The organism is Pseudomonas sp. TH43 (genome assembly GCF_016650635.1).
In the GTDB taxonomy this organism is placed as follows: Bacteria; Pseudomonadota; Gammaproteobacteria; order Pseudomonadales; family Pseudomonadaceae; genus Aquipseudomonas.
This window is the reverse complement of sequence record NZ_JAEKFI010000002.1, coordinates 563,116-576,971: the sequence shown is the minus strand read 5'-3', so window position 1 is coordinate 576,971 and position 13,856 is coordinate 563,116. Positions and strand designations below refer to the sequence as shown.

Sequence of the window (13,856 nt, the reverse complement as noted above, 5' to 3'; positions counted from 1 at the left end):
GATTCCAAGGAAGGTTTATGGCGCTCAGCATATCGGCTATCGTTGCTGCGATAACGCAGCGAATTGGCGGCGCAGTGATGCGTAATTGCATCATCAGGAGACGGTATGAATTGGGATGATGCACGGGTGTTTCTCGCTGTTTGTCGCGAGTCGACACTGCGCGGAGCCGCGCGGGTGCTGGGTGTGGATCAGGCAACGGTGGGGCGACGCGTCACTGCCCTGGAAAAGTCCTTGAGCGCGACGCTGTTCTTGCGCACCTCGGACGGCTACGCACTGACCGCGGTCGGCGAAGCGGCGCTGAAAGGTGTGGAGAAAATGGAGCATTCGGCACTGGAACTGGAGCGACAGATTCAGGGCCTGGATGACCGTCTCACCGGCAGCGTGCGCGTGAGCACCACCGATTCACTGGCCATCGACTTCCTGATTCCGGCAATTGCCCGTCTACATGAGCAGCACCCGGATGTGCGGGTGCTGCTGGATGCCTCCACGCAAATTCTCAGCTTGGCCAAGCGCGAGGCGGATATCGCCGTGCGCAACACCCGTCCGGACAATCCGGACCTGATCGCGCGACGGATCGCCCGTTGGCCGGTGGGGTTGTTCGCGTCGCAGGCCTACGTCGACGCCAAAGGTGTTCCGCCGCCGGGCTCAGCGTTCGAGGGCCATGATCTGGTGGTCTATCAGCCGTACTTGCAGGGCAACAAAGACCTGACGCTGGTTTCTGAACCGATAAATCGCGGGCGGATCGTTGCCGGGCTCGGTTCCAGCCTGTTGGTGCGCCGTGCGCTTGCGGCAGGCTTGGGTGTAGGAGAAATCCCCGCGTACATGGGCGAGCGCGATGGCCTGGTCAGGCTCTGGCCTGAACGAACGCGGCCGTTGCCCTATGAAGTGTGGCTGGTGACACACGCGGATTTGCGCCATACCGCGCGGGTGAGGGCGGTGATCGAGCAGATCGTCGACGTATTCGCATCGGAGAACAACTAAGCGAAAAAGCTGTTTTGGCGAGGCTACATCTTCTGACGAAACGGCCTACAGCAGAGGCAGAATCTGCCGGCTTGTCAGGTTTTGGCAAGGGTTCTATCGTTTCGACAGCTCAGTGAGCGGCGTATTGCTCGTACTGACGTGATGTACCCGTGATGTACCAGGGACGGTATCGGTAGACCCAGGAAGGTGTCGAATTGAAAACCATGCAATTCAATCAATCTCCAATCAGTGACCTCTCGAACAAAGGCCGGAATACCCAAGCCATGAACGCTATAAGTCGTGAAGAGTTCAACGCCAGGATCGAGACCATCGAAACAAGGATGGATGCTCGGGTGGACGCGGTGTCGACAAAAATTGATGCGTTTCTGTCGGCGCAGGCAGAGCGCGACAAGACTCAAGTCGAGCGAGAAAACACTCAGGTCGAACGAGAGAAAACTCAGGCGGAGCGAGACAAGCGCTACGACTTGATTGCTCAGGAGATACAAGGGCTTGCCAGAAGCGCTGAGGAAGCGGCCAGGCAAGGGGCTACAGTCAAGGCCAATGTCTGGGCGGCAACGGCTGTACAGTTACTGGGAATAGTCGCCATTGTCATTGGGTCCTATTACGCCAACCAGGCGAACATGTATGTGGCCATTCAAACGACCCTGACAGCGATTCAGGCCGGCAAGGACTTCAGTGTCCCCAAGCCTTTCATGTTGCCAATGCTCACGCCGCCACAATAAAAAACGGCCTTCAGAGAAGGCCGTTTTTTGTGAGCGGTTGAAACGCCGCTTCATGGCATTTGCGGCAACTCCTGCGGCCGCATATCAAACACCAGTACTTCGGCGTCTACGCCATTGGTCAAGGTCAGCGCCTGCTCTTCACGAACTCGCACGCCGTCGCCTTCCTGCAATTGCACACCGTTAAGTTCAACGCTGCCACGCGCCACATGCACATAGGCGTAGCGGTTGGCTGGCAGTTCCAGCGTAGCGCTTTCCTGGCCATCGAACAGACCGGCGAACACTCGCGCATCCTGACGTACTGTCAACGAACCATCGCTGCCGTCGGGCGAGATGATCAGTTGCAGGCGACCGCGTTTTTGCTGCGCACTGAAGTGCTCCTGCTGGTAGCGCGGTTTGGCGCCGCTGACTTCCGGCACGATCCAGATCTGCAAAAAGTGCACAGGCTGGCTCGCCGAATGGTTGAACTCGCTGTGCGCCACGCCGCTGCCGGCACTCATCAGTTGCACATCGCCGGGGCGGATCACCGAACCGGTGCCCAAGGTGTCTTTGTGTTCCAGCGCGCCTTCCAGCACGTAGGAGAAAATCTCCATGTCACGATGCGGGTGTTGGCCAAAACCTTTGCCGGCGGCAACACGGTCGTCATTGATCACCAACAGGTCGGAGAAACCCTGCTCACGCGGGTCACGGTAACTGGCGAAAGAAAAGGTGTGGAACGACTTCAACCAGCCATGATTGGCGAGGCCACGATCGGAGGCTTTGCGAAGGGTCAGCATGATGAAATCTCCTGGTGGGACGTGAATTCGTCCGAGTGAGGAGAAGGTTAATCTTTACTGGGAAATGCAAAAAGTAGATGAAAACTGAAAGACTGTCCTGTTCAAGTTGACAGTAATGCGCGGTAGTTCACGCATTCTTTTCCGTCGACCGCGCTGCACTTGGCCATAATGCTCAGCCTGTTTCATGCGTTCATTTATCTTTGACCTCAGCGATGGCTCCTCATGAAAACCGTGGCAATGGTGTTGTTCCCCGACTTTCTCCTGCTGGACATGGCCGGGCCGCTGGAGGTCTTCTCGGTTGCCAATCGCTATCTCAAGCCTGAGTCGCATTACCAACTGACGACATTGGGCACCGAGCTCGGGGCGCTGCGTGCATCCAACGGTGTGCTGGTGCACACCGACCGACACATTGATCAGGCTCAGGAGCACTATGATTTGCTGCTGGTGCCGGGCGGCCCCGGCGCCTACAACGAAAAGCACCCGCCGTTGCTGGATTGGTTGCAAAGGGCGGTGCGGCAGGCCGAGCGCTACGGTTCGATCTGCACCGGGGCGTTTGTGCTCGGTCACGCCGGTTTGCTCGACGGTTATCGCGTGACCACGCACTGGAACTACACCGAGCGCTTGATCAAGGGCTTCCCCAAGGCCAGCGTCGCCACCGATCAGATCTTCGTCGAGGATCGCAACCTGATTACCTCGGGAGGTGTCACCGCCGGGATCGACCTGGCCCTGGCAGTTGTCGCTCGCGATCATGGCAAAAAGCTCGCTCAGGACGTTGCCAAAGTGTTGTTGGTCGTCATGAAACGTCAGGGCGGCCAGGCGCAGTTCAGCCCGCTGATGGCGGCGGTAGCACCGCAGGAAACGCCGATCACCCGCGTACAGAATTACGTCCTCGAACACATTGAGGAAGCCTTTACGGTCGAGCGCATGGCGGGGCTGGCCAACATGAGCGCACGGCACTTCGCTCGCGTGTTTATCCGCGACGTCGAGATGACGCCGATGGAGTTTCTGCAAAGTGCGCGCATCGACTGCGCACGAAACCTCTTGGAAACCGGCGATCTGCCATTGAAAACCGTGGCCTACAAAAGCGGTTTCGGCAGCGTTCGGCACATGCGTTTCCTGTTTGCCGAAAAGCTCGGCCTGACCCCCGCGCAGTACCGCGAACAGTTCAGCTAGAGCGGTTCTGTCCGTCTCGCGCACCCGGATGTCCGTGCTGCGCCCCGTGCGGTAGTTGTAGCGTCAATCGAGGCTGCCAAGATAGTTGGCATGAACAGTCTCAACGATTTCAACTCGGCGTCTGTGCTGCGTTTCGGGCCTTTCGCGTTTCACCTGCGCCAGCGCCTGATCCTCGAAGGGGATCGGCAACTGCGCATGGGCGGCCGCGCGCTGGACATCCTCCAGGTGCTGGTCGAGCGCGCCGGCCGTGTGGTCAGGAAGGAGCATCTGATCGCGTTGGTCTGGCCAACGTCCGTGGTCGAAGAGATCAACCTGCGCGTGCACATTGCCGCGTTGCGTCGGGCGCTTGGCGATGGCGAAAACGGCCAGCGCTATATCGTCAACGTGCCGCAATGCGGCTACAGCTTCGTGGCCCCGGTACATGCCGACAGTGTTGCGCAAGTGGTGTTTGAAAGCCTGCAAGCGCCCCAGCACAACTTGCCCGCAAGGCTGACGCCGGTGACGGGGCGCGACTCACTGGTCGGCGCCATGGTGCGGCAATTGCCGCTGTGCCGGTTGATGAGCGTGACGGGGCCGGCGGGTGTCGGCAAGTCCACAGTGGCGTTGCGGGTCGCGGAATTGCTCTTGCAGCATTTTCGTGATGGCGTCTGGCGGGTGGATCTGGCAGTGATCGATGAGCGCACGCCGCTGCTCGACCACCTTCTGCAAACCCTCGACACCGATTTATCGACGCTGGCAGCCCAGCACTGCCTGCTGCTGCTCGACAATTGCGAACATCTACGCGATGCCTGCAAGGCGTTGGTCGAGACGCTGCTGGACGCCGCGCCGCGCCTGTCGATCCTCGCTACCAGTCGCGAAGCACTGCGCGCCAATCTGGAAACCGTGCAGGTTTTGGCGCCGCTGAGCATTCCCAGGTCCTCGGCGTTGAACAGTGTCGAAGAGGTCATGGGCTACTCGGCGGTGCAATTGTTTGTCAGTCGAGCGCGCGCTCGTCAGCAGGGCTTCCGCCTGCGCGAACAGGATTTGCAGGTGATACGTGACATCTGTCGGCGACTCGACGGTTTGCCCTTGGCGATTGAGCTGGCAGCGGCGCAGATCGATGCGCTGGCGCTGCTGGGCTTGCAGGCACAGTTGGGCAATTGCCTGCAATTGCAGGGCCGCCGCACTGCTGTGCCACGGCATCAGACCCTGCGAGCAGCTCTGGAATGGAGCTATCGGAGCCTGACCGAACCGCAGCAGTGGGTGCTGCAAAGGCTAACGGTGTTTAAAGTGACCTTCACCCTTGAAGCGGCACTGGCGGTCATCGCTGAGGCAGAGGGGCAATCGATCATCGAACAGCTGGTGCAGAAGTCGTTGCTGACGGTAGTGCGCGGGGAGGGTGTTGTGCATTACCGAATGCTCAATACCACTCGGCTGTATGCCCGGGAAAAACTGATCAGCGGCGACTTCGAGAGTCGGCATTTACATTATCTGGGGCGTATGTCCCAGGCAGGCGCCTTGCGTTTGACTGCGCAACTCGTCGAGTAGCAAGCGCACCTTGCGCAAATCCGGCGTGGCGTAGCCTTCGGTGAAGCGCTGGTAGATCGGGGTCAGCAGATCAAGGGCCTGGTGGTAGCGGTTTTGCTGTTTCCAGAGCTGGGCCAGTGACGTGGCACTGCGCAGTTCCCAGGCCAGCGCGCCTTGGGATTGGGCGATCGACAGGGCCTGAAGCAGAGTCTGTTCGGCTTCGCGAATTTCAGCGTTGTTTGAGCGGACGCCATCGCGAGCGGGCTCGCGCCGGCAGGGTTGCATGCCTGGCGAAGATCCCATGTGGGAGCGAGCCTGCTCGCGATGGCATCCGCTCACCCCCGCAAGATCGGTGATCAGCAACTGCTCCGCCCGCGCCCGCAGAATCTCCGCCGTGCTCCAACCCGCCGCACCACTTTGCGCCCGCTGCAACAGCGCTTCATCAACAAAACGACTGTCCAGCGTGACCATGATTTCTTTGATCAAGCCACTGTTGTCCGCCGGCACAGACGCGTTCGCTGGCGCCTCGATAACCTGCGCATAGTGCCGCGCCCACGTGTAAAACAGCAGCACCGAATGCTTCTGTGCCTGCTCCAGCAATAAGTGCAGCAGTGCCCGAGCGTTCTGTTGGTCGCCGTTGTAATGGGCGATCAGGCAACTGGCCAACGCCAGCGTGTAGCAGATCGACGTGCCGTGATTGATCTGCACCGCGATGTCCAGTGCCTGGCGCGCCGTGCGCCACGCCTGCTCGGGGAAACCCTGCAGCCACAGCACTCGCGCCAGCACCGTCAGCGAGGCGACGCTCTGATCGTATTGCACGCCAAAGCCGTGGGTAAACCGATTGAGGTGGCCGCTTTGCGCCATGCGCTGAATCACCTGTTCGGCATGGATTCGCGCCTGCGGCTGGTCGCCGGCGTAGTGCAGCGCCAGCACGCGCAGCCGATGAGTGCTTAGCGATAACAGCGGCTCACCGTGCAGGCCGAGGCGGTCGAAATGTTCGCTTTGCGCCAACGCTGCCTGATACTCACCACGGCTGAGATTGACCGCCATGTGCCCGGACACCGCGCGCAGTTGCCCGGCGACATCGCCGTGTTGTTGCGCCAGTGCGCGCGCGCTGGCGAAGGCCTCGATGGTTTCAGCGGTGCCGCCCCAGGTGTGGTAACAGGCGCTGCCGAGTGCGAGTTTCAGGGCGATTTGCAACTGTGGGCTGGGCTCGTCGGCATTTTCCAGCAGCGTCAGCGCCTCCCGCACGTAACCGCCGTATTCCTTGAGCAGCGACAACTCTTGCCATAACGGCGCCGAAGTCGCCGCCAATTCGATTGCCAGCCCCGTCGGGCCGGCGCCGCTCAGGCACCAGTCCAGCGCGGCGCGCAAGTCTTCCAGACACCGCGCGTAGCGCTCGATCCATAACGCGGTCGGGGTGTGTTCCCAAGCGGTCTGCGCCTGATGCATCAACGCCAGGCAGCGTTCGGCATGACGTTTGCGGGTTTCACCGAGTTCGGCGGCGTGATCGAGTTTTTCCAGGGCATAGCGCCGGGTGGTGTCGAGCAAGCGGTAGAACACCTCTTCATCACCGACCTCGACATTGAGCAGTGATTTGGCCACCAGTTGCGTGACCGCGACCATCACCTCGCCGGGCAGAATCCGCTGAGCACCCATCACCGCCGCAGCGGACTCCAGGGTGAAGCTGCCGCGAAACACGCCCAGGCGGCGCAGGCAGGTTTGTTCGCCGTGGCCAAGCAGGTTGAAACTCCAGTCCAGCGTGGCGCGCAGCGTGAGGTGACGCTGCTGATTGCCCGCGATCAACGCAGGCAAGCGCCCCTGCAACTGACTGAGCAAGCCACTCAGATCCGCTTCGCTGATTTGCGCTGCTGCCAACTCGAGTGCCAACGGAATTCCGTCCAGCCGCTGGCAGATTTCGATGGCCTGCGCCAGGTTGGCTTCATTGAGTTCGAAATGCTCATGTGCGGTCATGGCGCGTTCGGTAAACAGTTGCAGCGCGGAAAAACCCAGTGCTTGCGCACGGTCATGTACGGCCGTGGGTGGCGGGCAGTCGAGCGACTCCAGGCGCTGCACGTATTCGCCCTCGGCGCGCAGGCTCTCGCGGCTGGTGGCCAGAATGTGCACCTGCGGCGCGCCACGCAAGAGGCTTTCGCCGAGTTGCGCCACGGCGTCGATCAGGTGTTCGCAGTTGTCGATCACCAGCAGCATCTGCCGTTCGCGCAAGCCATTGATCAGGCTTGCCATTGGATCGCTGTCGTTCAGCAAAATATCGAGCAGGGCGGCCAGGTGCGAGCAGATCATGCGCGGGTCGCTCAAGGGCGCCAGATCGAGCAAGCGAATGCCGTCGCGGTAGCTGCCGATCAACTGCTCGGCAACACGCAGGGCCACAGTGGTTTTGCCAATCCCGCCGGGGCCGACCAGGGTGATGCAGCGCTGGCGCGGTAGCTGTGTCATCAGGCTGTCGACCAGCGCCTGGCGCCCGATCATCCGCGTACGCCGCAGTGGCAGGTTATGCCGTCCGGCGGTGTCGCCAGCCGGACGTTGCTCGAGGGTTTGCAATTCAATGGGCGCGACAAAGCTGTAACCCCGCTGCGCCACGGTGACGATGTAGCGCTGGCCGGCCTGTCCGTCGCCCAGCGCCTTGCGTAGCGCGGCCATGTGTACGCGCAGATTGATTTCTTCGACCACGCTGTCCGGCCAGACGCCAGCGATCAACTGTTGCTTGCTGACCACCTCGCCGGCATGGGCCAGCAGGATCAGCAGAATGTCCATCGCGCGGCGACCCAAACGCAACGGCTGCTCGCCTTCAAGCACCAGTCGTTGCGCGGGATGGATTCGATAGGGGCCGAAACCGATCGCCTGATTCGGATGAGGACTCAACAGCTCGCTCCTGTGATGATGCGCCAGCCCCGACAGACTGTGTGCAAGCCGTCTGTTTCGGGGTGTCCGGGCATAATCCTCAGGTTTGAGCATCGGTGCAACGAATGGCTTCAGCGGCGGCATCAAAACAGCGCGGGCGCGGAGCGCAGATTGTTCCGTTCACGTACCCTCTGGCAGCGCCAGGCGAACGGGTTGATCCCTTCGCTGCGGGTGAAGATATGGCAGAAATGCGCCTGATCACAGAACCCGCATTCCAGGCTGATTTGCGTCAGGCTAAGGTCAGTGTGCTGGATCAATAGCTTGGCGCGAGCGAGGCGCTGGCGGCGAATCCAGTCCTGCGGCGAGACGCCGGTGCTGCACTTGAAGGCGCGGGAAAAGTGACTGCGAGACAGCGCACAGGCCTGCGCCAGTTCGCTGACTTCCAGGCTTTCGCCAAGACGTTCGAGGATCAATTGCTTTACCCGCCGCACGCGTTGCGGGCTGAGGCCGCCGATGCGCGCAGTGCTCGGTTCGCAGGCAGGGGCGAGGGCGACGGTATGTTGTAAATGAGCCATGGCCAAGGTCCGTGTTGGTGAGGGATCCACGCCAGGCGGCTTCCCTCAGGTCAAAAAACAACGCTGCGCAGTGAAGCGATTGTTGGTCGCGGGCCGACGACTGACGAGTTAATCGTTGTTAATTTGCTTAACAGACCCGCGAAAAACCCACCGTTGATCGGCTAAAGTGCGTAGCACTGGCGTCTGGCTGGCCTTGGAAGGAAATCGAGCTGATGAACCGCAACGATCTGCGCCGCGTCGACATGAACCTTTTGGTGATATTCGAAGCGCTGATGTTCGAAAAAAACCTGACCCGCGTCGCGGAAAAGCTGTTCATGGGCCAACCGGCGGTCAGCGCCGCGCTCGGTCGCCTGCGCGATCTGTTTGACGATCCGTTGCTGCTGCGCAACGGTCGCACCATGGAGCCGACAGCCCGTGCGCTGGCGATTCTCAAGGAGCTGCAACCGGCGATGGACGTGATTTCCGGCGCGGTCAGCCGCGCCAAGGAATTCGACCCGGCGAGCAGTTGTGACGTGTTTCGCATCGGCTTGTCGGACGACGCCGAGTTCGGCCTGTTCCCGCCCCTGTTGCGTCAGCTTCAGCAAGAAGCACCGGGGATTGTCGTGGTGGTGCGTCGTGCCAACTATCTGCTTATGCCGGCACTGTTGGCCTCAGGGGAAATCTCCGTTGGCGTCAGTTACACCACTGAATTACCGGCCAACGCCAAACGCAAAAAGCTGCGCGACATTCCCTGCAAAGTCCTGCGTGGCGACGATCGCCCGGGACCGCTGACTCTCGACGAGTACTGCGAGCGCCCCCATGCGATGGTGTCGTTCTCCGGCGACTTGAGCGGCAATATTGACGTCGACCTGGCCAAGGTCGGTCGCAGCCGGCGCGTGGTGCTCGGCGTACCGCAATTCAGCGGCCTGCGCGCCTTGCTCGCCGGCACAGAAATGATCGCCACCGTGCCGGATTACGCTGCCTGTGCGTTGGTTGAAGGGTGTGCGTTGCGCGCCGAAGACCCGCCGTTTCCAATTGATGCGGCGCAGTTATCGATGGCGTGGAGCGGGGTGCATGACAACGATCCGGCGGAAAAGTGGTTGAGATCGCGGATCAGCCAGTTCATGGCTGCGCCGCTGGATATTCCCGTGATGTGAGCGACCGTTCATCTGAAACAGCGCTTGACCTGACAGTTCTGACAGTGGCGCATCCCCTTGTTCACATGTCTGATTGGCCTATGTGCAAGGTGGCCCAAAAAGGACGTGAACATGGATGCGCTGATACGTGAACTTGACAGTGGCAGTCTGCCGCCGCTCTCAATCAAAGAAAGTCGACCTGATGGTTTGTTGGATCCAGAGGCCGCTCGGTACAACCTGACGGTCAAGATCGACTTCGACTGGCGGCCAGGAGACAGTCTCACGATCACCTGGGCAGGAACGCCAGGTTCCGGGTCCTACACATCACCGCGTATACCGATCGGCGGGTTCACACGTCCTTTCCAAACCCATATTGATAACCTCTTGGTGGCTTTCAACGTCCAGCAGAGCGTCATCGTCTTTTACACGGTTTATCGTGGCATTGAACCTCCTGTTACTTCACAGCCTTTGCCGCTTTACATAACACGCATCAATCAATTGAATCTGCCTCGACCATTTATCCGACAGGCCGATAACGACGGTCAGGGCGGTGAGCTGAATGTCAGCAACCTTTCTGAGTTCACCTTGCGTATAAATGCGTGGCTACTGGGCAGGCGCGGCAATCCCTTCTGGCTAGAACTCAAAGGCCAAAACGCTGATGGCAGTGATTTCAAGGCGCGATACTGGCAAGCGCCGGGCAACATGGTCGATGACGAATTCAACCGCTACGGTTTTTTCGAGCAGAACTTCGACGCTGAACCATTGCAACGTCTGCGTAATGGCAGCGTACTGTCGCTGAATTTCATGGCCGGGCTGCAAGGAAGTCAGGATCCGTTGCTCGCGCAGCCATTTGCGCATCGAAACTACATCGTACTGTCCCCTGCAAAGTCCTGAGCGGCGACGATCGCCCGGAACCCGAAATGATCGACACCGTGCCGGATTACGCTGCCTGTGCGTTGGTCGAGGGTTGCGCGTTGCGCGCCGAAGCCGCGCCGTTTCCAATTGATGCGGCGCAGTTATCGATGGCGTGGAGCGGGGTGCATGACAACGATCCAGCGGAAGAGCGGTTAAGATCGCGGATCAGCCAGTTCATGGCTGCGCCGCTGGATATCCCTGTGATGTGAGCGACCGTTCATCTGAAACAGCGCTTGACCTGACAGTTCTGACAGTGGCGCATCCCTTGTTCAGATGTCTGATTGGCCTATGTGCAAGGTGGCCCAAAAAGGACGTGAACATGGATGCGCTGATACGTGAGCTTGACAGTGGCAGTCTGCCGCCGCTCTCAATCAAAGAAAGTCGACCTGATGGTTTGTTGGATCCAGAGGCCGCTCGGTACAACCTGACGGTAAAGATCGACTTCGACTGGCGGCCAGGAGACAGTCTCACGATCACCTGGGCAGGAACGCCAGGTTCCGGGTCCTACACATCACCGCGTATACCGATCGGCGGGTTCACACGTCCTTTCCAAACCCATATTGATAACCTCTTGGTGGCTTTCAACTTCGAGCAGAGCGTCATCGTCTTTTACACGGTTTATCGTGGCATTGAACCTCCGGTTACTTCACAGCCTTTGCCGCTTTACATAACAGGCGTCAATCAATTGAATCTGCCTCGACCATTTATCCGACAGGCCGATAACGACGGTCAGGGCGGTGAGCTGAATGTCAGCAACCTTTCTGAGTTCACCTTGCGTATAAATGCGTGGCTACTGGGCAGGCGCGGCAATCCCTTCTGGCTAGAACTCAAAGGCCAAAACGCTGATGGCAGTGATTTCAAGGCGCGATATTGGCAAGCGCCAGGCAACATGGTCGACGACGAATTCAACCGCTACGGTTTTTTCGAGCAGAACTTCGACGCCGAACCATTGCAACGTCTGCGTAATCGCAGCGTGCTGTCGCTGAATTTCATGGCCGGGCTGCAAGGAAGTCAGGATCCGTCGCTCGCGCAGCCATTTGCGCATCGAAACTACATCGTACTGTCAGCAGCCTCTAACGGGCCGAAGATATCGTCAGTCACGGATCTTGATGGAGACATACACGACGGCGCTGACACCCGACACACCACGGTCACGCTAAGTGGCAGCGCTTCCGATAAAGTGAATGTATTCGATGGCATGACCAGACTCGATACGGTCGATGTCGTTGACGGTCATTGGAACTACGTCGCGGCTGACCTGACAGGCGGATCGCATGGGTTTACGGTGGCGTTGGCGGATGGCAGCGGCGGCGCCTCAAATCGATGGCTGATCAACGTCGTGATTCAAACCTTGCCGCTGATGATTGTCGAGGCACCCGATGGCATAAACCTCAATCCGTTGGACGCAACAACGACGCTGACGGCTGAGCTCAATTACGACCATCAACCCACCGATATGGTTTCAGTAACGGTGACAGCCGCTGTCGGCACTCTCCCTGCCGGTTCGCATACCACCACGCCGGTTGCGGCCGGCACCACACGCCCGGTCAGAATCAGATTGCCCGTGCTGCTGGTGCCATTCAGCATCGGAAAATCAATGGAGGTGACCTCTACTTATACCCGAGGCACCTCTGCTCCGGTGACCTCTCAACCCCTGCGTCTGAACGTGTCGCAGATTGCGCTGGATCGACTTGTGGCTCCGCGGATCACTCAGGCCAACGGCACTGATATTCTCGATCTGAAAGACGTTCCATTCGGCGCAAATCTGTTGTTTCTTATCTGGCCGTTTATCGCAGTGAACCAACGGATCTGGCTCGACCTGGAGGGCCAGAGCAACACCGGTGCGCACAACCTGCGGATGTGGGTGGGGTCGACAAATATGGTGCATCGCGCCTGGGTGACCAATGGCAGCTTCAGCCCTGTGATCTCCGCCGATTACCTGCGATTGCTGAGGAACGGCAGCAAGCTGATCATTCGTTTCAGGGTCAACCTGGATCAGGTTGCGAACGCTAATACGGCGGCGATCTTTCAAACGCGTGAATACACGATTCGGGCTGTGCCCTGAGCAAAAGCCACTCTCGGCATCTTCGGCGCCTCTTGGCGGGAAGGTCCCGAAGAGAGCACATCCATTCAATTTCTTCCTCCGCATGACCGGCATGATTCACCCCAATAACTATTAAAGGGTGGGCCCATGCACGGTTCTCAACGGGATGAACAGGCGCGCGACCTCGGTTTGCTGTTTCTGCGGGTGACCGGCGGGCTCTTCCTGCTGTGGGTCCACGGCTTGCCCAAGCTGCTCGACTTCAGCGCGCAGCTGCAACTGATCGAAGACCCGTTCCACCTCGGCGCGCACCTGACCTTATGTCTGGCGATCTTCGCTGAAGTCCTCTGTCCGCTACTGATCGTCGCCGGGGTGCTGGCGCGATTGGCCTGCGTGCCTATTCTCTTTGTGCTGCTGGTGGCGCTGCTGATCGTGCATCCGCAATGGAGCGTGGCCGAAGGGCAGTTCGGCTGGTTGCTGCTGATCCTGTTTACCACTGTGTTGATCGCCGGGCCGGGACGGCTGGCGCTCAATGTCCGATTGCCCGGAGTGCTGCGTTATGCCTGAAGTCCTGAGTCAAAAAGCACCGGGGTCTGATGAGACCGTCACGCTGATCGTCAAGCACCGGGTCAAGGCCGGTTTCGAGGCGGCGTATGAAACCTGGCTGCGCAATATCGTCCGGGTGGCGGGGCAGCGCGAAGGGCATTTGGGCGTCGACGTGGTGCGCGGCAAGCGTGCCGGCCTCGACTTCTACACCTGCGTGCTGCGCTTTTGCTCCACCGACGCGATGCAGCAATGGCTGGAATCGCCACAACGTCAGGCGCTGGTCGACGAAGCCGCGCCGATGCTCGCTGACGGCGACCAGACCGAAGTCGCCCCGATCAACGAATTCTGGTTTTCGCCGCTGGCCGAAGCTGCTTCGCCACCGCCGCGCTGGAAACAGGCGGTGATCACCTTGCTGGTGATTCTGCCGCACACCTTGCTGGTGCCGCTGATCTGGGGGCCGCTGCTCAAACTGCATCCGCTGCTTTCCAACTACGTGGTTGCCACGTTCCTGATCACCCTGACCATCGTTGTGTCGGTGGTGTACGTGTTCATGCCCCGTGTGACGCGACTGTTCGCGCCGTGGCTGGAGGCGGGTCAGGCCCATGAACACCTCGATTCCCAAGAAACCTCGCCACGCTGAGCGCGCG

Annotated in this window: 12 protein-coding genes and 1 pseudogene; 10 read left to right on the top strand and 3 right to left on the bottom strand. The window is 59.8% G+C overall.

The features are described 5' to 3' along the window. Positions 1–105 precede the first annotated feature (105 nt). Positions 106–981: a LysR family transcriptional regulator gene (locus tag JFT81_RS09440; protein WP_201227082.1), complete on the top strand. Its 876-nt coding sequence runs from the start codon at positions 106–108 to the stop codon at positions 979–981. Between the two features lie 203 nt (positions 982–1,184). After that, entirely contained in the window at positions 1,185–1,703 is a 519-nt protein-coding gene (locus JFT81_RS09435; RefSeq protein ID WP_242485598.1) for a hypothetical protein, read from the top strand. Between the two features lie 50 nt (positions 1,704–1,753). On the opposite strand, the gene JFT81_RS09430 is transcribed toward JFT81_RS09435, so the two are convergent. After that, positions 1,754–2,476 (bottom strand): pirin family protein, encoded by a 723-nt coding sequence (locus JFT81_RS09430; protein ID WP_201227081.1) that lies wholly within the window; start codon positions 2,474–2,476, stop codon positions 1,754–1,756. Between the two features lie 222 nt (positions 2,477–2,698). Here JFT81_RS09430 and JFT81_RS09425 point away from each other — a divergent pair, with 222 nt between their 5' ends. Together JFT81_RS09425 and JFT81_RS09420 are read left to right on the top strand one after the other, a co-directional pair. Next, positions 2,699–3,649, top strand: coding sequence for a GlxA family transcriptional regulator (locus JFT81_RS09425; protein ID WP_201227080.1), 951 nt, complete (start codon positions 2,699–2,701; stop codon positions 3,647–3,649). Positions 3,650–3,739: 90 nt separating this feature from the next. Next, on the top strand, positions 3,740–5,176 hold the full coding sequence (locus JFT81_RS09420; RefSeq protein ID WP_201202397.1) for a winged helix-turn-helix domain-containing protein: 1,437 nt from the start codon (positions 3,740–3,742) through the stop codon (positions 5,174–5,176). Here JFT81_RS09420 and JFT81_RS09415 read toward each other — a convergent pair. Then, on the bottom strand, positions 5,111–8,038 hold the full coding sequence (locus tag JFT81_RS09415) for a winged helix-turn-helix domain-containing protein (protein ID WP_201227079.1): 2,928 nt from the start codon (positions 8,036–8,038) through the stop codon (positions 5,111–5,113). The genes JFT81_RS09420 and JFT81_RS09415 overlap by 66 nt on opposite strands. 122 nt (positions 8,039–8,160) lie before the next feature. Then, positions 8,161–8,592 (bottom strand): AraC family transcriptional regulator, encoded by a 432-nt coding sequence (locus tag JFT81_RS09410; protein ID WP_201227078.1) that lies wholly within the window; start codon positions 8,590–8,592, stop codon positions 8,161–8,163. 212 nt (positions 8,593–8,804) lie between these two features. Here JFT81_RS09410 and JFT81_RS09405 point away from each other — a divergent pair, with 212 nt between their 5' ends. The 6 genes and pseudogenes from JFT81_RS09405 (at position 8,805) to JFT81_RS09380 (ending at position 13,849) form a co-directional block, all read left to right on the top strand. Beyond that, positions 8,805–9,728 carry a LysR family transcriptional regulator gene (locus tag JFT81_RS09405; RefSeq protein WP_201227077.1) on the top strand — a complete coding sequence of 308 codons (924 nt, stop codon included), beginning with the start codon at positions 8,805–8,807 and terminating at the stop codon, positions 9,726–9,728. A 111-nt stretch (positions 9,729–9,839) separates the two neighbouring features. Beyond that, positions 9,840–10,601, top strand: coding sequence for a hypothetical protein (locus JFT81_RS09400; RefSeq protein ID WP_201227076.1), 762 nt, complete (start codon positions 9,840–9,842; stop codon positions 10,599–10,601). Beyond that, a pseudogene (locus JFT81_RS09395) lies at positions 10,577–10,831 on the top strand (hypothetical protein); the annotation flags it as partial. The gene JFT81_RS09400 and the pseudogene JFT81_RS09395, both read left to right, overlap by 25 nt. Positions 10,832–10,941: 110 nt before the next feature. Next, positions 10,942–12,687, top strand: coding sequence for a hypothetical protein (locus tag JFT81_RS09390; protein WP_201227075.1), 1,746 nt, complete (start codon positions 10,942–10,944; stop codon positions 12,685–12,687). A gap of 126 nt (positions 12,688–12,813) precedes the next feature. Continuing rightward, entirely contained in the window at positions 12,814–13,230 is a 417-nt protein-coding gene (locus JFT81_RS09385; RefSeq protein WP_201227074.1) for a DoxX family protein, read from the top strand. Further along, complete coding sequence (locus JFT81_RS09380) at positions 13,223–13,849, top strand: antibiotic biosynthesis monooxygenase (protein ID WP_201227073.1); 627 nt, start codon at positions 13,223–13,225, stop codon at positions 13,847–13,849. Before JFT81_RS09385 ends, JFT81_RS09380 begins: the two co-directional genes overlap by 8 nt. Positions 13,850–13,856 lie beyond the last annotated feature (7 nt).

What these genes read in the sequence shown, in the direction of transcription:
- JFT81_RS09440 (WP_201227082.1), top strand. Translation starts at nt 106, where the DNA reads ATGAATTGGGATGATGCACGGGTGTTTCTCGCTGTTTGTCGCGAGTCG.
- JFT81_RS09435 (WP_242485598.1), top strand. Translation starts at nt 1,185, where the DNA reads ATGCAATTCAATCAATCTCCAATCAGTGACCTCTCGAACAAAGGCCGG.
- JFT81_RS09430 (WP_201227081.1), bottom strand. Translation starts at nt 2,476, where the DNA reads ATGCTGACCCTTCGCAAAGCCTCCGATCGTGGCCTCGCCAATCATGGC.
- JFT81_RS09425 (WP_201227080.1), top strand. Translation starts at nt 2,699, where the DNA reads ATGAAAACCGTGGCAATGGTGTTGTTCCCCGACTTTCTCCTGCTGGAC.
- JFT81_RS09420 (WP_201202397.1), top strand. Translation starts at nt 3,740, where the DNA reads ATGAACAGTCTCAACGATTTCAACTCGGCGTCTGTGCTGCGTTTCGGG.
- JFT81_RS09410 (WP_201227078.1), bottom strand. Translation starts at nt 8,592, where the DNA reads ATGGCTCATTTACAACATACCGTCGCCCTCGCCCCTGCCTGCGAACCG.
- JFT81_RS09405 (WP_201227077.1), top strand. Translation starts at nt 8,805, where the DNA reads ATGAACCGCAACGATCTGCGCCGCGTCGACATGAACCTTTTGGTGATA.
- JFT81_RS09400 (WP_201227076.1), top strand. Translation starts at nt 9,840, where the DNA reads ATGGATGCGCTGATACGTGAACTTGACAGTGGCAGTCTGCCGCCGCTC.
- JFT81_RS09390 (WP_201227075.1), top strand. Translation starts at nt 10,942, where the DNA reads ATGGATGCGCTGATACGTGAGCTTGACAGTGGCAGTCTGCCGCCGCTC.
- JFT81_RS09385 (WP_201227074.1), top strand. Translation starts at nt 12,814, where the DNA reads ATGCACGGTTCTCAACGGGATGAACAGGCGCGCGACCTCGGTTTGCTG.
- JFT81_RS09380 (WP_201227073.1), top strand. Translation starts at nt 13,223, where the DNA reads ATGCCTGAAGTCCTGAGTCAAAAAGCACCGGGGTCTGATGAGACCGTC.